At 39.6% G+C, this 22,167-nt stretch carries 20 protein-coding genes, 4 tRNA genes and 1 other RNA gene; 4 read left to right on the top strand and 21 right to left on the bottom strand.

The annotated features are described in order from the left end of the window. The first annotated feature begins 37 nt into the window (after nt 1-37). The 3 genes from K8Q91_00930 to K8Q91_00920 are packed head-to-tail and all read left to right on the top strand — an operon-like array spanning nt 38 to nt 3,504. Nucleotides 38-2,224: a valine--tRNA ligase gene (locus K8Q91_00930; GenBank protein MCE9628546.1), complete on the top strand. Its 2,187-nt coding sequence runs from the start codon at nt 38-40 to the stop codon at nt 2,222-2,224. Beyond that, on the top strand, nt 2,217-3,011 hold the full coding sequence (locus tag K8Q91_00925) for a PrsW family intramembrane metalloprotease (GenBank protein MCE9628545.1): 795 nt from the start codon (nt 2,217-2,219) through the stop codon (nt 3,009-3,011). Before K8Q91_00930 ends, K8Q91_00925 begins: the two co-directional genes overlap by 8 nt. Before the next feature lie 10 nt (nt 3,012-3,021). Beyond that, on the top strand, nt 3,022-3,504 hold the full coding sequence (locus tag K8Q91_00920; protein MCE9628544.1) for an Hsp20/alpha crystallin family protein: 483 nt from the start codon (nt 3,022-3,024) through the stop codon (nt 3,502-3,504). A gap of 67 nt (nt 3,505-3,571) precedes the next feature. On the opposite strand, the gene K8Q91_00915 is transcribed toward K8Q91_00920, so the two are convergent. From K8Q91_00915 to K8Q91_00870, 10 genes are all read right to left on the bottom strand, one after another. Then, nucleotides 3,572-3,644 (bottom strand) — tRNA-Phe (locus tag K8Q91_00915). 6 nt (nt 3,645-3,650) lie between these two features. Then, complete coding sequence (locus K8Q91_00910; GenBank protein ID MCE9628543.1) at nt 3,651-3,902, bottom strand: hypothetical protein; 252 nt, start codon at nt 3,900-3,902, stop codon at nt 3,651-3,653. Between the two features lie 47 nt (nt 3,903-3,949). Further along, a tRNA-Arg gene (locus K8Q91_00905) sits at nt 3,950-4,021 on the bottom strand. A gap of 52 nt (nt 4,022-4,073) precedes the next feature. Beyond that, on the bottom strand, nt 4,074-4,307 hold the full coding sequence (locus K8Q91_00900; protein ID MCE9628542.1) for a glutathione S-transferase N-terminal domain-containing protein: 234 nt from the start codon (nt 4,305-4,307) through the stop codon (nt 4,074-4,076). 39 nt (nt 4,308-4,346) lie between these two features. Continuing rightward, nucleotides 4,347-4,640, bottom strand: a complete 294-nt coding sequence (locus K8Q91_00895; protein ID MCE9628541.1) for an RNHCP domain-containing protein — start codon at nt 4,638-4,640, stop codon at nt 4,347-4,349. A gap of 28 nt (nt 4,641-4,668) precedes the next feature. After that, nucleotides 4,669-4,739, bottom strand: a tRNA-Gly gene (locus K8Q91_00890). Nucleotides 4,740-4,741: 2 nt separating this feature from the next. Next, nucleotides 4,742-5,116 carry a septum formation initiator family protein gene (locus tag K8Q91_00885; protein MCE9628540.1) on the bottom strand — a complete coding sequence of 125 codons (375 nt, stop codon included), beginning with the start codon at nt 5,114-5,116 and terminating at the stop codon, nt 4,742-4,744. Nucleotides 5,117-5,239: 123 nt separating this feature from the next. Beyond that, nucleotides 5,240-7,039 carry a translation elongation factor 4 gene (lepA, locus tag K8Q91_00880; protein ID MCE9628539.1) on the bottom strand — a complete coding sequence of 600 codons (1,800 nt, stop codon included), beginning with the start codon at nt 7,037-7,039 and terminating at the stop codon, nt 5,240-5,242. A gap of 57 nt (nt 7,040-7,096) precedes the next feature. Then, the gene (locus K8Q91_00875; protein MCE9628538.1) at nt 7,097-8,764 is read right to left on the bottom strand and encodes a hypothetical protein; all 1,668 of its coding nucleotides are present in this window, start codon (nt 8,762-8,764) and stop codon (nt 7,097-7,099) included. A gap of 35 nt (nt 8,765-8,799) precedes the next feature. Further along, nucleotides 8,800-11,199, bottom strand: coding sequence for a tetratricopeptide repeat protein (locus K8Q91_00870; GenBank protein ID MCE9628537.1), 2,400 nt, complete (start codon nt 11,197-11,199; stop codon nt 8,800-8,802). A 143-nt stretch (nt 11,200-11,342) separates the two neighbouring features. On the opposite strand from K8Q91_00870, the gene rnpB reads away from it, so the two are divergent. Then, an RNA gene (rnpB, locus tag K8Q91_00865) (RNase P RNA component class A) lies at nt 11,343-11,788 on the top strand. A gap of 217 nt (nt 11,789-12,005) precedes the next feature. Here rnpB and K8Q91_00860 read toward each other — a convergent pair. From K8Q91_00860 to K8Q91_00810, 11 genes are all read right to left on the bottom strand, one after another. Then, a complete protein-coding gene (locus K8Q91_00860; GenBank protein MCE9628536.1) occupies nt 12,006-14,309 on the bottom strand; it encodes a ribonucleoside-triphosphate reductase in 2,304 nt (767 codons plus the stop codon). Nucleotides 14,310-14,534: 225 nt separating this feature from the next. Beyond that, nucleotides 14,535-14,978, bottom strand: coding sequence for a vitamin K epoxide reductase family protein (locus K8Q91_00855; GenBank protein ID MCE9628535.1), 444 nt, complete (start codon nt 14,976-14,978; stop codon nt 14,535-14,537). Nucleotides 14,979-14,980: 2 nt separating this feature from the next. Beyond that, nucleotides 14,981-15,730: a DsbA family protein gene (locus K8Q91_00850; GenBank protein ID MCE9628534.1), complete on the bottom strand. Its 750-nt coding sequence runs from the start codon at nt 15,728-15,730 to the stop codon at nt 14,981-14,983. 61 nt (nt 15,731-15,791) lie between these two features. Continuing rightward, nucleotides 15,792-16,160 carry a VOC family protein gene (locus K8Q91_00845; protein ID MCE9628533.1) on the bottom strand — a complete coding sequence of 123 codons (369 nt, stop codon included), beginning with the start codon at nt 16,158-16,160 and terminating at the stop codon, nt 15,792-15,794. Between the two features lie 160 nt (nt 16,161-16,320). Next, nucleotides 16,321-16,407: transfer RNA gene (locus K8Q91_00840), tRNA-Ser, on the bottom strand. A 47-nt stretch (nt 16,408-16,454) separates the two neighbouring features. Beyond that, nucleotides 16,455-17,303, bottom strand: a complete 849-nt coding sequence (locus K8Q91_00835) for a DUF1189 domain-containing protein (protein ID MCE9628532.1) — start codon at nt 17,301-17,303, stop codon at nt 16,455-16,457. A 2-nt stretch (nt 17,304-17,305) separates the two neighbouring features. Continuing rightward, nucleotides 17,306-17,659, bottom strand: a complete 354-nt coding sequence (locus K8Q91_00830; protein ID MCE9628531.1) for a hypothetical protein — start codon at nt 17,657-17,659, stop codon at nt 17,306-17,308. 8 nt (nt 17,660-17,667) lie between these two features. Then, the gene (locus tag K8Q91_00825; protein MCE9628530.1) at nt 17,668-18,564 is read right to left on the bottom strand and encodes a M48 family metallopeptidase; all 897 of its coding nucleotides are present in this window, start codon (nt 18,562-18,564) and stop codon (nt 17,668-17,670) included. Between the two features lie 40 nt (nt 18,565-18,604). Next, the gene (locus K8Q91_00820; protein MCE9628529.1) at nt 18,605-20,596 is read right to left on the bottom strand and encodes a DUF2207 domain-containing protein; all 1,992 of its coding nucleotides are present in this window, start codon (nt 20,594-20,596) and stop codon (nt 18,605-18,607) included. Further along, the gene (locus tag K8Q91_00815) at nt 20,597-21,157 is read right to left on the bottom strand and encodes a LemA family protein (protein MCE9628528.1); all 561 of its coding nucleotides are present in this window, start codon (nt 21,155-21,157) and stop codon (nt 20,597-20,599) included. Between the two features lie 114 nt (nt 21,158-21,271). Beyond that, nucleotides 21,272-22,093, bottom strand: coding sequence for a hypothetical protein (locus tag K8Q91_00810; GenBank protein ID MCE9628527.1), 822 nt, complete (start codon nt 22,091-22,093; stop codon nt 21,272-21,274). Nucleotides 22,094-22,167: the final 74 nt, after the last annotated feature.

Genomic DNA, 22,167 nt, shown 5'->3' with positions numbered 1-22,167 from the left:
GTTTTAAAATATCAGTTTCTTTGCTACTATTGGCAATATGTCCCAAATCCCAGATAAATTGACCAAACCTTATGAACCAACCTCAACCGAGGGTCGGATTTACGATATTTGGGAAAAATCAGGTTACTTTAACCCCGACAATTTGCCAGGCGATCGCCCAGAGGCTTTCAGTATTGTCTTACCACCACCAAATGTGACCGGCGTCTTACACTTAGGCCATGCTTATGAAAACTCTCTTCAAGACGCTATAATCCGCTACCAACGCATGACCGGTAAAAAAACCGTTTGGATTCCCGGTACGGACTCAGCCGCTATCGCCACTCAAGCTCGCGTTGAAAAAAATATTCAAAAAGAAGAGGGGAAAAACCGTCACGATTTAGGGCGCGAGGAGTTGGTTAAACGAGTAGCCGATTTTGCTAAACAAAGCGAAAACACTATTTTAAGTCAAGTTAGAAAAGTTGGTTCCTCACTTGATTGGTCTCGTTATGCTTACACAATGGACCAAGTTCGTTACAATGCCGTGACTACAGCTTTTGTAAACATGTATCAAGCTGGCCTAATTTACCGTGGTCATCGCATTGTTAATTGGGACACCAAAGGACAAACCACTATTTCAGATGATGAGATTGTCTATGAGGAAGAAAAGACCAAATTTTATTACTTAAAATACGGGCCGTTTGTGATTGGGACCGCTAGACCTGAAACTAAATTTGGCGACAAATATGTCGTCATGCACCCTAAAGATGAGCGCTATCAAGATTACACTCATGGCCAAACTATTGAATTAGAGTGGATTAACGGCCCAATTACGGCCACTATTATTAAAGATGAAGCGATCGATATGGAATTCGGCACTGGAGTGATGACCATTACTCCTTGGCACTCGATGGTTGATTTTGAAATCGCGGAACGTCATCAACTTGATAAAGAGCAAATCATTGATCAATACGGCAAACTTTTACCAATCGCTGGCGAATTTGCTGGACTAAAAATTAAAGATGCTCGCGAAAAAATTGTTGAGAAACTAGCATCTAAAAATTTGGTTGAGAAAATAGAAGACTATACTCACAATATCTCTACCGCCGAACGTACTGGTGGAATTATTGAACCTCAAATAATGGAGCAGTGGTTTATTGACGTTAACAAGAAATTTACCCTACCTCACTCAGAAATCCCAGGTATCGAAAGTGGATCAGAAACCACCCTCAAAACCATCATGCTAACTGCCGTAAACAGTGGTGCAGTTGATATGCCCCAAGAAGGTTTTCGTAAAGCCTACATGCACTGGATTGAAAACTTGCGTGACTGGTGTATTTCCCGTCAGATTTGGTTTGGTCATCGAATTCCGGTGTGGTACAAAGGCGATGAAATTTATTGCGGAATTACCCCTCCAACCGGTGGTGACTGGCTTCAAGATGAAGATGTTTTAGATACTTGGTTTTCATCGGCTTTATGGACGTTTTCGACTTTAGGTTGGCCAAACCAAACTCCCGACTTAAAGACCTTTCACCCTACTTCTTTTATGTCACCAGCTTACGAGATTCTTAATCTATGGGTCTCACGAATGATCTTGATGAGTGGTTTTCATTTAGGCCAAGTACCGTTCAAGAAGGTCCTTATTCACGGCTTACTCCGTGACAGTAAAGGTCAGAAATTTAGTAAATCGCTTAATAATGGGATTGATCCTTTGGATATTATCGCCAAATATGGAGCTGACGCTTTACGTATGGGTCTAATCACCGGTTCTAGTATTGGTCTAGACGTCCGCTTTGATGAAAATAAGATTAAAGCTTATAAACACTTTGCCAATAAAATCTGGAATGCTAGTCGCTTTGTGTTAGAAAATACCAATCCGATTGATTTAAATAATAAACCAACCTTAACTGACACCGACTTAGCTTATTTGACTCAACTAGAAACTACTATCACCGAGATAACCGACGATCTTAATAACTATCGTCTTCATTTAGCTTCCGAAAAATTGTATCACTATTTCTGGCACACTTTTGCTGACGAAATTATTGAAGATTGTAAAAATAAATTAAAAACTGGAACTGAAGTAGAAAAAATGTCCGCTCAATATACTTTACGCTATATTTTAATCACCAACCTTAAGCTTTTACACCCATTTATGCCATTTATAACCGAAGAAATTTGGGGTATGATAGAAGAAGCTCAGGGTCAACTACTAATCATAGAACCTTGGCCAAGTTCTAATGCTTAATATTCTCGATCCTAAATTTATTCTCTTTGCCATTGTTGGTGGTTTTTTTCCAGCTCTGGTCTGGTTATTTTTTTGGTTACGAGAAGACAATCGCCGCCCCGAACCCATTGGTTTAATATTGAGAACCTTTTTACTCGGTGGTTTATTTGTTTTTTTAGCTTTCATTTTACAACGTTCAACCGTACCGCTGATGGAAAATGCCTATAACCTCTCTTTTGACCTATCTAATCCAGGTTGGTCTTGGGGTTTCTTTTTTGCATCTGTCCCCTTCTTACTGGTTTGGGCTTTTATCGAAGAAATAGTTAAATTTTTAGCGACCGTAATCGCCGCTTTCAGTAGCAAATCCTTTGACGAACCTATCGACGCTATGGTTTACATTATTACCGCCGCCATTGGTTTTGCGGCTATTGAAAATACTTTCTTTTTAATCAACACTCTAACCTCTGGAGAAAACAACCTCTATTTTATTCTCACTGGTAATCTTCGGTTTCTAGGTGCCACCGTAGTTCATATTGTTTCTTCAGCGGTCGTTGGCGGAGCTATCGCTTTAACTTTTTGTTCCAGTGTTAAAAAAAGAATTTTAACTTTTGTTTTTGGACTTATCATTGCTACGCTCTTGCATACGATCTTTAACTTTTTTATAATTGTATCAAGCACTGCACAGATGTTTAAAATTTTTCTCGTCCTCTGGGTGGCCGCCATTTTAGTAATTTATTTTTTCGAACGAGTAAAAAGAATTGTGTGCATGCCAAACTTTAAAGTAACTAAGTCTATTCTTAACAACTAACCTATTACCTATGCCTAAAGACAAAAGATCATTTTTCGAACGTATCACTGGAACTATTTCTGTTGCGGACGATCGAGACATAGAAACTGAATACCAAGAAGAACCAACACCAAAAACTCGTCCCCAAACCCCTACCTGGCAGGAAGAAGAGGAAGAGGAGGAAGGTGAGTTAGCTGTCGATGTATACCAAACCGGAAGTGAAATAATTATTCAGAGCATGGTGGCTGGAGTTAAGCCAGAAGATTTACAAATATCCATTACTAGAGAAATGGTAACTATCAAAGGCCGCCGAGAGCGATCAGGCAACGTGTCCCCTGAAGACTATTTCCAAAAGGAATTATACTGGGGTAGTTTTACTAGAACCATCCTTCTACCAGCTGAAATAGAAACGGAAGAATCAGAGGCAATTGAAAAACATGGTCTTCTTACTCTAAGACTACCTAAAATAGATAAAGAAAAAAGCGCCAAATTGAAAGTAAGGTCTGTTCAATAATAAAACCAAAAATCCGCCAAATGGCGGATTTTTGGTTAATGTGTTTTACATTGAGCTTGTCGAAGTGTGCTTGGGGCCGGTCTCGAACCGGCGACCCTTCCCTCTTCAGGGGAATGCTCTACCAACTGAGCTACCCAAGCTTATCTTTATTTATTAACCTCCTCACCGAGTCCAAACATCACTCTAAAGGGTTCAACATTAATACCTAAATCTTGATAAGTCTTTAAAGCTCCCTCTAAGTATGGCTGAATAGCATAATAGGTCCCTAAAGCGGTTCCAATGATCAAGGCCCATTTTAAAACACTAATTATCGTAGAATATCTCTGGTGGGCCAGAAGCTTGTGTAGGATACGGTTATTATCTCGAGCCAATTGCTCTACTTCTTGTAAATCAGCCATACCAGAATACTATACCAAAACAACCCCCTAAAATCAAAGACTTTTTGTGCCCTCGGTAGGAATCGAACCTACAACTATCCCTTAGGACGGGACTGTTATATCCATTTAACTACGAGGGCAAAATAGGCGGTCTAACCCGCCTATTGTGACATAATCAACCCTAAAATTAAACTATAGACCAAGTAATTCAGATAGCTTCTCTTGATCAAAACCAACTACCAACTCATCATCAACAGTAATCACCGGCACACCCATTTGACCACTTTTGGTCACCATTTCTTCTCGTTTGGCCATATCAGCCAAAACATCATATTCCTTATATTCAATCCCTTTCTCCTGGAAGAAGGCTTTGGCCATCTTACAATAATGGCAAGTTGGAGTCGTATAAATTGCTACGTTTTGCATAAATATAGATAATTTTCTTGGTAAAACGACGTCTCCTTATTATATCAAATCTGTCAAAAATGCTCCAATATCATCCTCTGGGCGAGCCTTGGTTTTCCTAATCTCCTTACAATCTAAACATTTATGAATAATGTCATATTTACCACCAGCCACCTCAACCCCAATCGGCTCCATAAGGCCCTGACAGGCCTCAGCGCGGTCACCAGGGTTAATATCGACATGTTTACTCCACAAGCAAGCTGAACAGTGGTTAGTATACCCATCACCGATAATAACTCGCCCACAATGCCCGCAGGTAAAGTCTTCTTTATGGCGAATAAAATTGAGTGACATGTTTTTTATAATTAAGCTTGTCGAAGTGTGCGGGTAGGGGTAATCGAAACCCCGTCTCAACCTTGGGAAGGTCGCATCATACCACTAGACCATACCCGCAATTATTTAAAAATATTAATAAACCAAGACCAAGCAGAATTATTATCATCACCGGTCGTAGTAGCTGCTGTCTGATTATTATCAACAATAGTAATCACCCTTTCCCCTTCTTTTGCTACCGAAAAATTTTTTCTTATTTCTGTTTCAATCCCCCGCTCGGTCTTCAAGATGGCCACATTAGCCATTAACTGTTTCTTCTCTTTTTCCAATTCCACCAACCTATTTTCAGCTTCGTTATAATTATCTCGGGCCATCTGATTTTTTTGAACCAACCCCCAAACTCCCTTACCCATAGCCACCAACAAAATAAATAGAAAAACCATACCTAGCCAATAAGGCCACCGATTGGTTTTTCTTTTCACTTGAAAATCTCTCATATTGTTTTATACTAACGCATAATGCTTATAGAACGCAAACACCGAAAAGCTCTAGATATAGCCTCCAAAATATTTGCTATTGTAATCATAGCCGGTATGTTGTTGCTTTACGGCTTCTCATTCCTACTCTGATGATTTCATCATTTTTAAGAAAACATCTTGGGGAATATTAACTTTCCCTAATTTTTGCATCTTCTTTTTACCTTTTTTCTGTTTTTCCCGTAGTTTCATTTTACGAGTAATATCACCCCCATAGAGATAGTCAGTCACATCTTTACGCATAGCAGAGATAGTTCGAGAGGCCAATATTCGGCCCATGGCCTTACCTTGAATTTTTACAATAATCAACTGACTAGGTAGAAGTTTTTTTAATTTTTCAACTGCCTCATCAGCTTCTTTTTGCACCCGTCTAGTCGAGACCACTCGAGAAAAAGCCGCCATTGGTTCTTCAGCCACCAAAATATCAAGGCGAACAACATCAGCTTTTCTTTTATCTAACATCTGATATGAAAAACTAGCAAAACCAGAGGAAGCGCTTTTAACCTCATCAAAAAAATTACGCATCAACTCTCTCAAGGGCATCTCAATTTCTAAAACCGTCCGATTGTCACCAAAATTTTCCATATGCACCACTTCCGCTTCATGATCATATAGTAACTGCATCAAAGTGTTTAAGTAAATTATCGGCGTAATGATTTTAACCTTAATCCAAGTTTCATTGACCTCAATCTCTTTTAAATCTTCTGGGAATAGATGAGGTGAATAAATATTTTCAATTACTCCTGTTCTCTTATTTGTAACCTCATAACTAATAGTTGGGGTAGCTATTACCAAAGACAAATCAAATTCCCGTTTCAGACGTTCAGTTATAATTTCCAAGTGAAGCATACCTAAGAAACCACAACGAAAACCACGGCCTAAGGCACCGGAAGATTCTTCTTCAAAAGAAAGGGATGAATCAGACAAACGCAGGCGCTCTAAAGCCTGACGTAAACTAGTAAAGTCATCCTGGCTTTCTGGATAAACTGAAGCCCACACCACCGGCCGGGCAGTTTGATAACCAGCCACCGCCGGTAATGGGTGACTAGCTGATGTTAAGGTATCGCCCACTTTAGCATTACCAGATTCTTTTATCCCTGTGACCACATACCCAATCTCTCCTGACTCGAGACAATCCACCGGTGTTTTACTTGGTGCCAAAGCCCCTACCTCCAAAACTGTAAATTTTTCACCTGAAGCCACGAATTTTAATTCATCACCCTTTTTGATTGAACCATCTAATACTCTAATGTAAACAATCACTCCACGGTGGGTCGAGTATTCAAAATCAAATACCAACCCCCTAGAACCAACAGCTGTCGAACCACTTACACCTGCTGGTGGAATACGATCAATGATTTCTTTAAGCAACACATCAACCCCTTGACCAGTCTTACCAGAGACAGCAATCACATCCTCCGCTCGACAATCCAACAACTTCATCATTTCTTCAGTAATTTCAACCGTCCGAGCACTTGGTAAATCAATCTTATTTAAAACCGGAATAATAACCAAATTCAGGGCCCGGGCCATATCAAGTACTGATAAAGTCTGCGCTTGAACACCCTGAGTGGCATCTACGAGAAGTAACACCCCTTCTACCGCTTGAAGGGCCCGTGACACTTCATAGGAAAAGTCGATATGGCCAGGTGTATCGATCAGGTTAAGCTCATAATCCACCCCCTGGTAACCATAGCTCATTCTCACTGGTTGCATTTTAATCGTGATCCCTCTCTCACGCTCCAGCTCCATCGAATCAAGCACCTGAGCCATCATTTTTCGCTTCTCAATCGTCCCTGTCACCTCCAAGAGCCGGTCAGCTAGAGTCGACTTACCGTGGTCAATGTGGGCAATAATACTAAAATTTCTAATCTTCTTTGACATATATGTTTAACTAAGTAGCATTAGACTACCATCAAAACAAACCTCTGGCTAGATATTTTAGAGCTCTTCTTGTTCAGTAACTATAGCTGGTTTAGGCATAAACTTAACCCTAACTGCAGTTAAACTATCTAAAAATTCCTCATTTTTAAGAACTATTAGAACAACAACCCATATCACTATCCCCGCCAGCCCTGTTATTAAAGCTTGTAGAAAAACCCCTACTAAAGTTTTGAGCTCAAAAATGGGTGAGCCAAAAAATAATAATCCATAAGTCACCAGCCCTCCAAGAACCGAGGCTGTCGTAGCTTCTAAAATAGTTCTGGTTAGGGGTTTAATTAAGCCACCAAAATCTTTTTCAAACACCATAATAAACAATAAAGCATTAATGATTGTTCCGATTGAAAAAGCTAATGGTAAAGCCAAGACAATTGAACCAGGCACATCAGCCACTCGGAAAACTTGCTCAATAAATAACAAGGTGACTGGCCACAATTTAAAAACCGCCACTAAACCCCAAGCTCCAGCCACAATTAAAATCGAACAGAAGATATTGATGACTAGCGGTTTAAGAGTGTTACTAGTTGCGTAATAACCTCGAACAAATAGTTGCACCAACCCTTGAGCCGCCGCTGATAAAACAAAGATCGCCAACGCTGCTGCTGTCAGACGAGTGTCAGTCCAATCAAAGGCCCCACCACCAAGCACCACCCGGACAATATGAGCCCTGAGAACTATAATAAAAACAATCGCCGGCATAGACCAAAAAGCAATGTGACGAGCAGTGATAATCATTTTATTTCTAAAGGCCTCTGTCTCACCCGCCGAAAAATGTCTAGTTAAAGTAGGAAAAGCTGCCACCGCATAACTTAGACCGATAATCATCATTGGTACCGTCTGTAGGTTTTGAGCTAAATTGAATATAGAAATAGCCCCCGAAATGAGTAATGAACCTAGAGCTACCAAGGCAGCCATTGATAGTTGGTAAGTCGCCAAGGTAATAGTCCTAGGCAAAGAGGTCATCACCATCAACCTGATTTCTCGCCACGGGATAATTACTGTGGGCCTAGGTAATAACCCCACCCCAATAATTGTTGGTATTTGGATTATTAAATGGAAAATGGCTCCCAATACAACCCCCCAAGCAATCCCCGACAAACCTAGGTATGGTTGAAAAAAAATAATCCCAATTACGATTCCCAGATTATAAGCAATCGGACTGACCGTATAAGCAAAGAATTTATGAAAAGACTGGGTTACTCCACCCAACAAATTTGAAATACCTAAAAATAAAGGTGACAATAATAAGATCCGGGAAATAAAAACCAATTCTTTAGCTGAATTCATATCAAATCCCGGCGCCAAAATAAAAACCAAATGAGGCATTAGTAACCACAAGATAGCAACAGTCACTATCATGACAACGGTAAAAACCGTAAAAATACCATTCAAAAATTGCCTAACCGTTTCTCGATTGTGGTTATGATTAGCTTTAACTACAAATGGAATCAAAACTGTAATCGACACAAATGAAGCAATGGTCACATAAATTAAATCTGGCACTCGAAAAGCGGTGTAGTAAATGTCTAACTGTGTCCCCGCTCCAAACGTAGAAGCCAACAGTCGATCACGAACTAAACCTAAGAGTTGAGAAATTAGAGAAGCCCCAGCCAAGAGAAAAGCGGCCTGATGTAGACCGCTCCACTCTTTATGTAACAGTTGTAACATTTTTTGAACCATATATACCCACCTCTATAATCTAATTAATTTTTCTTTTTTGGGACCTCAACAACCGCCGCTTCTAAGGCATTCCGCCCGGCTTTTAAATTAGATATGATGTTTTTAACTTCTTGATTGTCCGGATTATACTGGGCAATCTGTTCAAATTGTTTTAGAGCGTTAGTTTTGTCACCTAGACGATCATAAGCCAAACCTAAGAAGTATTGAGCGTTCGCATTAACATTATTCGGACTAAGTAAAACGACTCGATTCAAAGCAGGGACCGCTTTAGCGTAATCTCCATTTTGATATAAATAGAAACCTAACTGGAAGAAAGCGCTTGGATCATTGGGGTAAGCCACAGCCGCTTCCTCGGTGTTTTTTATTGCTGCTGGCAAGTCACCTCCCTGAGCCTCTATCTGAGCCAAGACTAAAAGAGCTGAGGCAAAATTAGGTTTTTGAGTTAACGATTGACTTAAGTAATTACGAGCACCAGTATTATTACCTCCTGTCATCTCTAATCGAGCAAAGTTAAAAGAAATACTAGGATTACTAGGGTTTAGTTTTTTAGCTTTAGTATACTCCGCCAAAGCTTGCTCATAAGCCCCTTCCACCTTCAAAGGAACCAGTGACTCATAAATCTGTCCTAAAGACACATGGTTGAGATAACTGGTCTGGTCAAGTTCAATCGCTTTATTAGAATTAGCGATTGTGGTTTGTAAAATAATTCTAAACTGATCCTGAAGTTGTTCCTTGTCTTGATTAGGGTCACGCAATAATTGAGCTAATCTAACAAACTGAACGTTTGATAGAGTTCTGTAGTATAAATCTGATTTGCCGTTATATTTTATCGCTCGAGCCAAAAGATCCTCCGCTTTAGTGATGTTACCAACCACATTAGCTTCGCTTACCGCTCTATAGAAAGAAATAGTACCTACAGAACGAACAAAAACTAAATAAAAACAACTAACACTAATAACCAGAATAACAATCATTACTCCCACTACAGCCATCTGGTGTTTCTTGTTTTTTACAGCCTGTAAGTCAAAAACTTGAGTAAGACCAGTTTGTACAGATAGGGCCACCACCAAACCAGAAAAAACAAAAGCAAGAACCATGGGCACAGTTTCTGTAACGTAAACAAAAGAGAAAATCCAGAAATACAAGGCTCCCACTACCGAACTAATAGCCATAATATGACCCAACTTATCAGCCGATCGATAACTAGCCACCAACAACCTTCCACTGGCTACTAATAAGACACCAAAAAAGATAATCCAAGCCAACAGACCAATTAGACCAGAGTTAACCACCAAGGTCGGTAAAGTGCCCACCCCTGAATTAAAATCAATGTTCCAAAATTGAGTTAGATTTATTTCAGCTGGTTTGTGATTAATCCAAGCAGTATAGAAGCGATTAGGACCAACTCCAAAAATAACATCTTCTTTAGCCACTTCTTTGGCTATTGATAATGTAGCTTGCCAACCTGGTCTAACCTCTACAAACGGCACTTTAAAGAAAGTATAAGTTTTAGCAATCTTTTCGGTCAATAAACCAGTTGGAGTGGCTAATGTTAGAAACAAAATAGACAATAACAAAACAATGAAAGATGGTCTAAAAATACTTAAACCGCCCAACTTTACCGGTGAACTCAAGTCAGATTCAGCACTCTTAATATTATTCTTACCCGACCATAAATTAGCATAAACAAACACCCCTAAAGACAAAATTGCTAAAGCAATCCAGACAGCATAGAAGTTAACCAACCCAACCAAAATTAAAGACAAAACCAAACTAGTGGTCAAAAATATCTTAAACAACTTAATCTCTTTCAAAGATAAAAATTCCAACAACATTAGAGATAGAAAAGTAATAAAACCAAAAAAGATAGCTGATTCATACCATTTACCTATAAGAGTTGGAACGAAAGTAAACCACCAGAAACGATCAGGGGTACCCAAAACAAACTGGATTAATTGGTACAAACCAGCCAATAAACCAGCTGACAATAAAGCCAGGTAAATATTCAAAGCTTTTTCTTTAGTGGTTAGAAAAATACTAGTAAGAAAAAAGACTCCAGCTAAACTTAAAATTGAAATGAACGTACCAAAGTCATAACTAACACCTGAAAGAGAGCTGTGAACATTTCCCGACAGAAGAGATGCCCCCAAGGTCGCCAAGACCGGCAAAGCCACCGCAACTAACGATGAGCTTTTTGCTAATTTAAAATCTCGAGCCTCAATTCGACCAACCAACCAAAAAACAAAAGCCCCCAGAACCAACATGGGCAGAAACAACTGTTTAGCCACTGAAGCCGGAATCCCTGCAAAAGGAATAACAAATATAGGCAATAAAGTTAGTCCCACTAAAAACCAAACAAAAGCGATTGAGTCAGTTGATAAAACCAGCCGGGAAACAATTTTATTTTTAATTTGTTCTTTCATACTCTCAATTAATAAGATTTTTACTTAATAAAATATATAGTTGCTAATCAGTAGTATACTAAAAATAAGCATTAAAAACCAACCACTAATAAACAGGTTCAATTTGAAAGCTTTCCTTAAATTAGTTTATGTGCTATAATAAAGATTGTTGTCAGATAGTTGCCGAGCACTATTTATAGTGCTCGGAGGAAAGTCCGAACACATACCTGTGTAAACAGGAAGCGTAGCGGGTAACACCCGTCGTCCGCAAGGATCGAGGTGCGAACAGAAACGCCAACGCCGAAAGGCTAGGGCTCCAGTCTGACTGGAGTTGTCAGGTGGCAACACTTGGCTGAAACGGCTAAATCCTTACGTGTGTGCAAGGCCGTACTCCATTGGTTTACCAATGGTTTGTGCCGCTCGAGGTGAATAGTAATATTCATCCCAGATAAATAACTATCGCCAATTTTGTTCACCGCAGGTAATTACAAAATTGAGCACCTTGAGCTAGTCGAAAGGCCACTCTTCGATAAACTCAGAGTACTCGATTTTGCGTCCCCTGTGGTGGGCAAAATCGGTACAGAATTCGGCTTATCGACAACAATCCAAACATCAAAAAACCCGGCTTTACGCCGGGTTTTTTGTATTTCCAGATCTAAGTGAGCCTAATTGTTTTTCAAACCCCTGCGTAACTGTCGGCTAGCCGGTTTTTGCCTCATGGTTTTAGGCTGGTACTCCAGTAAGGCAAAATAGCCGACGTGAAGCAGAAGAAAACCACCCGCTGGGGTGGTTTTCTGTGGTTTGAAAAACAATTAGGCGATCGCCTTTTAAACAATCTCACACACTCCCCCAGCACAAGCCAACTCTTTCTTCTGTTCGGTCTCATCGTGTTTTTCGTAAGAGATAATCTTAGAGTAATCAATGTCGCCAAAGTTTTTAAGCATTTCCTTATATCTCTTCTCATCAATCTTTTCGTAAGGCGCTAATTGGTACACATGGTTATCACTAGGCAAGAAAGATAGACCACCGACTATTTCCCAATTGGAAAACACCCAGTGAGCCACTTCGATCCACTCATCCTCCCTGACTGAAACAGTTACTGACGGATTATGCTCAGTATAGTTTTCTTTAACCAACTTCCAATATTTTAATTGCTCGACTGCTCCCATATCATCCTTATAGAGAGATTTTTCAGGCGCCTTAACTGGAAATTCAAACACATATGTAGTTGCAGAATCTAACGCCTGACCAACCTCTGGGTGATATGGCACTCCTTGGTCACGCAACATTTTAAAGAGTGAATCAGTCGCGGAAATTCTCACCCGACGGATATAATATTGAGCATGACGAGGGTGCATCCCAGATGCACAATCTACCATTTGAGACAAAGTACCTGAAGGCTTCACACAAGTGATAGCTGTTGATTCATTAACACCAAATCTTTTCGCGTAAACCTTATTAACCTTGATTGCCTCTTCTTTTAGTTTTCTCAACACCTTAGGGTCACGTGCCACATGACTATCCCACATACCGGTTACCGACACACCCAAAAGTCTTTCTGTCTCACAGTTTTCTCTCCATTCTTTAGACAGATACGGGAAGTTGGTAAGGGTTGATTGGAAGGTTCCCAAAATAGCCGCTACCTTCATTTTTTTCATTAGCGAAGCCTCTGTGTCTTCATGACGAGCCACTATTTCTGATAGATTACAAAACTGCTTAGATTGTAAAATAATTTCCCCACAAGGATTAGTTCCCAACTCTCCAATCTGACCTTTCAGAGTATCTAGTCGACGTTTAGGTAACGAAGTTGCTAGACCACCGCGGTTAAAGATACCTCTTTCACCAGAACCACTTTTCATTAAAGCAATCCACTCTTCTAAAAAGTCAGTGTTCGATGGCTTGTTGTTGTAAACAGCTGAGTTGTTAGCCAGACTGCGTTGCGGTTCAGTTAAATAAAATTGACCATGTTTAGCGTGGCGAATTTGCTCATCGTCCAGGTCAGACAATGAGATCATAGCACTGCGGCGAACGCCTCCTGACACGACAATCTCACCTATTTTACACAAAATATCGTGGGCATCGATGTTAGTTAAACGTTTACCCTGACGTCGTAAAATCTTCTCTCGAGAAAAACTAAGTAGCTGGCGTAATGGTTCTGGACCAGATGATTTGCCTCCCATTATCTTAAGACGAGCTCCCGCTGGACGCAAAAGAGAGAAATCAAACTCAACATCTTCACCTGTAAACCAAGTTTCCAAACCATAAACTAAAGCATCACACCACCCTTCTTTACTGTCAGCCACCACAAAGGTTGGTCGATGTTTGCCAGTCTGTTCTTTAATAATCGGTAAAAGTTGAATATTTTTACTTTCCACTGAAAAACCAACACCTGTACCACACATCGAGATATACATTACCTCCGCAAAATCTTTTAGAGTCTTAGGGGCAATAAAAGAACAGTTGTAAGCACAGACATTGGTATTCCGGGACGCCTTGCCAGCAAATTGCAGTAAACGCATCGACGGCATAGCTTGATGATTAAGAATCGCCTCTCGCACCTCTTCATACTCTTTATCAGTCAACTTATTGCCGATATTCTCTTTCATAAAACTCAAATAGCGATCAACTGTTTCAATCCAAGTTTCGCGACGACCCTCCTCTTCAATCCAACGAGAATAGGTTCGATAATAAACAAACTCTCCTAACGGATTACGAAAATATTGTTTACTCTTTTCAGCCAAATCTTTAACATGTTGAGGCACCTCACCCAACTCTTGACGTAATTCGGTTCGTCTCTGACGATAAAGAATATAAGCCTTAGCTGTAACCGCAAACTGCTCCATAATCAAACTCTTTTCTACCAAATCCTGGATCTGTTCTACAGAAGGAACGAAATTTTTTCCGGCTGTTTTATTGATTTCTTTAAGTTCTTTTAAAGTCTGATTTGCTACCTTAAGCGCCTCTTTCTCTCCACCTTCACCCGTAGCCTTCATCGCCTTCAAAACAGCGCTAGCTACCTTGTTTATATCAAATTTTGCCACCGTACCATCTCGTTTAGTAATTTTCTGTACAAAACTGACTGTTTTGGGAGTTGTGATTGCTTTCTTGATTACTTTTTTTGCTTTAGCCATAAACTTTGTAGAAAATTGATAATATTTTAATAAAAGGTTCACCTATTTTACTCCCAAACACCCCTAGGTAGAAGGGTGGATAACTCTAAATTTCTGGCTAGAAAATAAAAATAACACTAACGCAAGACTGACTGAAAAAAGGTCTTACACAGTAAGACCTTTTGACCTACTTTTTTGAAAAAGAAAAAGTTAAGACAAGACTAGAGAAAAAATAAACCGACAATCTTAAGCTTTACGGAACAAAACCAAATAAGACATCCCTAAAATAAAAATAATGGTAGAAGTAAGAGCAGAAATCAAACAGTACAGACAAAAAGCTTTCAGTACGAAAGCTTGTAGCCCAACAAAAACCACCGACGCTAATACAGCTGGCACAGACAGATAAGCAACTGCCGACAATGCCCAAGGTTGACGACTGTCCAAGTACCACAAAGACAAGAGTAGGACTATTAAGTAAAAGATGGCACCAAATAAAGCGACCGGAACACCGAAAATCGTTGAATAAACACTGGAAGTGACTATCTCACACCCTTCTAAAAGAGTACAAGGGGTTGAGCCAAAAACTATATGATTAATGGTCAAATAAGTAGCATCTAAAAAACCAATTACCGCCACTAGAGACAGTGTCAAAGTAAACCAAATTGGAACAGGTTGATTAGATTGATCCATTTTTATTCAACCGTGGAAGTAGCTTGATTACTATTAATGTCGGCTAAAGCTTTATCTATTAACGCTTTAAATTTTTGATCAGTACTGATTTCTTCATGGTCTAACATTCTACCGTTAAGAAAAAAGGTTGGGGTCCCACCCACTTGGGCTTTCATTCCACTAGCCAAATCAGCTGCCACCCGATCTTTCGCGGCTACTGAATTCAAATCAGCTTTAAATTTCTCAACATCTAAACCAATCTGGCCTGCATATTGAGCTAAAACTACTTCAATATTACTAGGACTCTTGCTGGACCACTCAGCCTGGTTAGCAAACAAAATATCATGCATCTCCCAAAATTTACCTTGATTATTAGCCGCTTCAGTGGCTTGAGCTGTTATCCTAGCGTTTAGGTGAATCTGATACAAAGGGAAGTGACGATAAACAAACAACATATCGTCTTTGTAAGTAGCTACCAATTCTTTCACTATCGGCGAATAAGCCTTACAAGCTGGACACTGAAAATCAGAGTATTCCACTAACACTAAAGAGGAACTGGCGTTGCCAATAGTATGATCAGTCGGTCCAACCTGAGAAACGGTTCCTCCAGCCACTTCTGAATTCTTACTCATCTTGGCTAATTTAGCCGTCGCAAACACAGACCCACCAATAGCTAAAATAACCAGAATCCAGAAAATAACCCTAACTACTGCCCGATTATTAGCTTTTTGTTCATCTCGCTCTTTTTTTGATTGTTGTTTTAGTATTTCCATATAAAACCACTATAGCAAAAAGGGTCAAAAAGGGAAATCTGGACGACTTTTTGATTTTATCCTAAAGGATCTCCTGCTCAATTAGAAACTCATTTTGGTCAGGGTCAGCGATAATCGCCTCTTTCCAGCCCCACGGCTTTATTTCTGGCTGTACGACAATAGTGGCACCAGCCTGCTCGGCGTGTTTTAAAAATACTTCTAGATCATCAACCTGAAAAGAAAATTGTTTTCTCGTCCCAATATGAGTTTCTGCCCAATTCGCCGAACGAGTAGGAGTATTCTCTTCTACATTAAACTCCACCCCACCCAGGTGAAAACTAGCAAAGGGTGGTCGAAACTCATCAAACTTTATCCCAAACACCTGTTCATAAAAAGGTCGAGCTTTGTGGAGATCGGACACCCCAATCAACAGCGAAGATAATTTAATCATAATTACTGTTAATAATAACCCATTTTAAAAATTAACAAACTTCCCCATCGCTGCATAAAAGCCACACCAGCTAAAGTTTATTTTGTTGCGGAAGCACCTCGGAGTACCTCGGTACTCGCGCAAATTATAGTCGCCCGCCTAGAGCGGGCTCCTTAATTTGCGGAGGGTGAGAGATTCGAACTCTCGGAGGCTTTGACACCTCACACGCTTTCCAAGCGTGCGCACTAGACCGCTATGCGAACCCTCCTATTCAACTCTACTGATATAGCAAATTACAGACCTGGACTCAAGAAGCTAGTTGACCTCCACTTCTGGTTTTGACTCGTCATTACCTACCTTAAAAGTCACCAAGGCTAACAAAACCAGAGTGGCAGTGAACAGAATAAGAGCACTACCTCCAGGTAAAACGAGGATACTAATTAAGGCTACCACAAAACCCAAAGTGGCAAAGTGAAGACTCATTTGATAAGCCTTCAGATAACTAATATCCCACTTGTTTAAAGCGGCCAAAATCCAAACCAGTAAGGCTACCAAAAGTAAGTACAACATAGTACCCACCATAATCAACACCACCAACATAAATAAACCAAGCACTAAAATTGGAGTTAGAAACTTATAATACGGTTCAATCTCATTGAAAAAACGACCAATTCCCTCTTTATCTAATTTAAAACTCAAATCTGAATCAAAAGACTGAACATCAGATTGACCATCAACTCCGCTTTCGTAAATAATAGAATCTTTGGCTAAAAGGGCGACCGTCTCGTATGATTTCAGTTTTTCTGGACTGGTTGTGGTTGAAGTATCGATGACTAGTAAATTTTTCTTGCCACCAGCTTCTGCTCGATACTTTTCTGGGATCGCAATCACAAATGGCTCTTGAACATTGGTCTTAACCAAACCACTTTCTACTGAAATTTTCAGATCATCAGGATAAACAGACAAGACCACCTCTTTCACTCCCCAGACCACCACATTAAAAGCTGGAACAATTAAAACTGACCCAATCATTGTCACAATAATTCCTAATACCAAAGTTAAAGCACAATAATATTTAACCGAATGAGAAAAAGGCTTCTCAATTAAGTCTTGATAATAGCCAGGATTGTATAAACTATTTTTTATTTCTTGAAAAATGGACATGATTACATCCAGATTTCTGGAGTTTTGTTGATTATGATATTAGCCAAAACTCGTTTGACTACCAAGTTTGGATTTGGACCATCGACTAATGTTTTTTCAGAAATATCCCTCGCTTTTATATAAAAATCAATATCCTCTTTGGTTAGAGCTTGTTTATTACCATCAAACCAAGCTATAAACTTTTCGAGAACAACCACATCGTCGTCACCAAAATCTTCAATCTTAAAGTTTTGAACACCAGGCTTATCAACTTCAACTACAATATCAACCAATCGAGCCAATAATTCAGCCACATGTTCATGACTAAAGTTATCTTCTGATTCTGGCACGTCTAGTTGTGGTTCGTTTTCAATCATGGTCAATATTATACACTAAGCTCTCGTAAAGCCTTAACCCTCTCTTCAGCTGGTGGATGAGTCATAAATAACTTATGCAAACCGCCTACACTTTTACCTCCAAATGGGTTAGCGATGAACATGTGAGCGGTCGCATCACTAGCTCGCTGCATTGGAGCTCCATAGGCAGATATTTTTTCCAAAGCTGATGCTAAACCTTCTGGATAACGAGTTAGTAAAGCCCCGGTCGCGTCCGCCAAAAATTCTCGTTTACGAGAGATCGCTAACTGAATAAGGGTAGCTATAATCGGTGACAGGATGGCTAGAGCAAAACCAATGATAGTAATTATCATTCCCAAACGACAATCTCTTTCATCACTCCCGCGACCGAACACCATCGATCGCAAAAAGAAGTCTGACAATAAAGCCACGAAACCAACCAAAATCACCACCACCGTTTGCAATAAAATATCGCGATTACCAACATGAGCCAATTCGTGAGCAATCACTCCTTCCAGCTCAGTTCGATCAAGTCTTTCTAGTAAACCGGTTGTGACAGCGACAGCGGAGTGATCTTTGTTACGGCCAGTCGCAAAAGCGTTGGGAGCTGGATCAGTGATGACATACAGTTTGGGAGTTGGGAGACCAGCGGTGATGGCTAAGTTTTCGGTCACGGTGTACAAGTCGAAATATTCTTCCCGAGTGGCCGGCTTCGCTCCAGACATCGACAAAACAATTTTGTCGGAATACCAAAAACTAACAATGTTCATTAAAACACTACCTATTACCGCTCCATATAGAATTATCGGATTATTGTAGAAGTAACTAAATCCCCAACCAAGACCAATAATTACCACCAAAAAAATCGAGACCAGGAGCCAAGTTTTTCTGACATTAGATGCTTGTTGGGTGTATAGGGTAGCCATAATCAGTGTATTGTAACAATTAAAAAAATGGTTTCAAGGTCTAACTAGCCCCACCTCCACCTCCTCCTCCACCGCCACCAGCAGAACCACCCCCACCCGAACCACCACTAGCTCCAGAACTAGAAAAAGCCGATGAGAAACTAGAAGAAAAAGAAGACGAGAAGGCCCCAGCGGAAAATCCGGAACTACTTATTGAAGAAGATCCCATTGTAGCCCCTCCATAGGCACCACTATACCAAGATGGAGGTGGAACACTGAGTGAAGCAAAGGCTTTACCCCACTCTTTCTCAACTCCAAACACCATGGCGTATGGTAAAAACTTTTCAAACAAATCTGGCGTCAGATTTTGCAACCGATAACGTTCAGCTGTTTTTAGATACAACTTAAACCCAAGTAAATCTTCTTTGGCTTTATTACCTTTATCCGACAAACGTGCTTCGTATTTAATTAAAAAATACCAAATGTTTACCAATGTTAACAACAAAAATACAACAACTAGTATTGGTAAAGTTAAGAACTCTACACCGAAATATTTCAAAATAAAATCAGACACCGGACTGAAAAAACTCCCTAACCAGATGACGAAAAAACTACCCATGACCATAAACAAAAAGACGACTTGACCCTTTTTTTCTTTAGCTAAATTGTTACTATATAGATTGTTATCTTTATCAAGAATACTATATAAGTCTACTTCATTTTTTTTCATTCTCTCATAAATCTTCTTAGCCATAGATTCATTAGTCCTAAGTTCTCTGGTTGAAAAAACGTAACTAGTAGAACCACACAAAATGTTAATAAATTCTCTCTCGTAAGATAGTAGGGTGGAGTTATCTTTATTAGTTTTTTCAACCAAATAATCTTTTTTTGAAAACTTACTTAGGCCAACTATAAAAGAACCTATTATAAAAAAGGAAAACACTGCCATAAATCCAATATTCGTTGTTTGATGACTTGAAAGAGCTCCCACAAAACCAGAGCCTAAGAAAATAAAAATACCTATAAAAAACAAGCTGTAAGCCCATTTAATAAATTTTGGAATTCTGGTTTTATCTTCTTTAATCAAAAGAAATCCCCTCACCGCTAAATCCACAACGGTCGCTGACCAACCAACTGCGGTAACACTTTCTTTCATCACCACCTCCACCTCAGCTGGTCTTAAATTTAAAGCCGGTTCATATTGCGGAATAATGGTTCCAGTCCCTTTGCGAAAACGTTCAGTAAAATACCAATACCCAAACCAACCTATCATATTCAAAATTATTAATACCCCCATAACAATTGCCAAAATATTATCACCTAGCCACCACCTCCAAAAAGCCCCTTGGTCAACAATCTCTTTGGGCCAACCGACAGCAACAGTCACCTTTTCATAAGGGGGAGCATCATGGAGCTGCATAGTTAACCCAGCCAACTTTATGCCAGAGGTAGAATCTTTATAAACTTCTGGCCAAGACTGGTATGGAACAGAGGATGTATAAACCGTTGACTGTATTTGATTAGCTGCCAGCGCTTCGTCTGGAGGAAAAACATGAACTTCCAGGGAGTCGACTGGTACAGAATAATCACTAAAAATATTCCAATATAGTTCGTCTTTGTCTTTTAGAAAACTAATCGCTCCATGCACTTTATAGGAGAGTGTCCACTCAGGAACATCATTGGGACCAAAATACCATTCGATATTAAAACCGTTTTCATCTTTGAAGTAAGTGTAGTGACCCCAACTAGCCGGATCAAGCTTATTGAGTCGCCGAGAAGAATATTTAAGCGGGGCATCAGAATTGCTAACCACAACATCAGTAATACTACTAAATCCTTTTAAAGGAATGGATCTCCAACCTTGGTGATATTCTCCGTTAAAATGATATGTCTGTCGTTCGGTTATATCGACCGTAGAATCTTTATTGGTTTGAATGTCGACCACAATCTGATCATAGAAATATGATCGATTACTCTGGCCAAAAACCAAAACCGGCACTAGAAAAAAAACTAGGGCCGGAATTGTTATGTATTTTACTAGCCTAACCAACATTTAGAACTTTACTTCCACTGGTTGTTTCGCTGCTTGTTCAGATTCATCTAATTCGAAGAATTCTCGAGCGGTAAACTTAAAGATGTTAGCAATAAAGTTAGATGGGAAAGATTCAATTTTAGTGTTTAGATCACGAACATTGCCGTTGTAGAAACGACGAGCAGCTTGGATTTTGTTTTCGGTGTCAGACAATTCTCGCTGTAGTTCTAGGAAGTTAGCATTCGCTTTCAAATCTGGATAAGCTTCCGATACAGCAAAGAGTGACTTAAGCGCCCCGGTTAACATATTTTCCGCTTGAGCGTGTTCAGCGACTGTTCCCGCTTGCATTGCTTGAGAACGAGCTTGGGTAATCTTTTCAAAAGTGGCACTTTCGTGTGAAGCATAACCCTTAACGGTATTGATCAAGTTAGGGATCAAATCATAACGACGCTTCATTTGAACCTCAATGTCAGACCAAGCTTCTTTGGTTCGGTTGACCAGACTAATAAAACCGTTGTAAGACAAGGCAAACCACAGACCAATCACTACCACTACTCCAATTAACACGTATAAAATAATCATAATAAAGTTAATTAAACGAATAATTTCTAGCTCCAATTTTAGCATATCCCTCTAACCAAAACCACCACCTTGGCCCTAGGGCCAAGGTGGTGGTTTAAAAGCGTTAAATAACTACTAATTGGCTACATTTATTTTAAAAGTCCCACTTCCATAAATGATCCCTCTATCGTATTGACCAGCAAAGTCTTCTGATATAAAAGCAATCCTGTATTCACCTGAGGTCTTCAAAGGATCACCTCCGTCATTGTTTGGGAAACAATTATAACCATTAGACTTAATAGTAAATTCTTTAGCCGATATTCTTATACCCTCAACTGGGGTAACTCGACAGAGGGTAACACCGTCATCAGTATTTGATCCAAAAACCAGTGATATATTAATTGTTGTTTCATCTTTAATACCACTGTAATTCCAGGAAATTGTCATCGGATCTTCAGTGGCATTAAAAGATGACCCTGAAGTAGGAGATGTTAAATTAATTTTTTTAGCAAACGGTTTAACAGATACAACTGATTCAACTTTAGGAATAACCACCTCTGTTTTAATCTGACCAGAACCCACCACTTGATTAGTAACATTTGTTTTAAAAGAAACAGTACTTGGCCGGCCGTTAGGACTCATATTGCCATCTGTCTTTACAACAACCTTATTCGCAGTTTTTGTATCCTGGCCAGAAGGATCTTTAACCACATCCCCAGAATTCTCTGTCTGTTTTTCTTCCACTACCGGCTGAGTATTTTTAAATAAACCAAAACCGGTAACAAAACTTTTTAAACGATCAAATAATCCTCCCCAAAAACCTACATCCACCCCCTGTTCATTTACCGAGGAATCACTAACTATTGTATCAACTGTAACCGTCGCCGAAGTGACAGCAAATATCTGACCAGGAACAAGAACTGTAACCATCAACAAAACAACTAGATATTTTTTCATAAATTAATTAAAAAACTGTTAAGCAAACTTTAATATTAATAATAACATAGAGGGTAAAAACCACACTAGACAAA

It is taken from the genome of Candidatus Vogelbacteria bacterium (assembly GCA_021414225.1).
Lineage (GTDB): Bacteria > Patescibacteriota > Minisyncoccia > Phycocordibacterales > XYD1-FULL-46-19 > JAIOOX01.
This window is presented reverse-complemented; position numbering and strand designations above follow the sequence as displayed.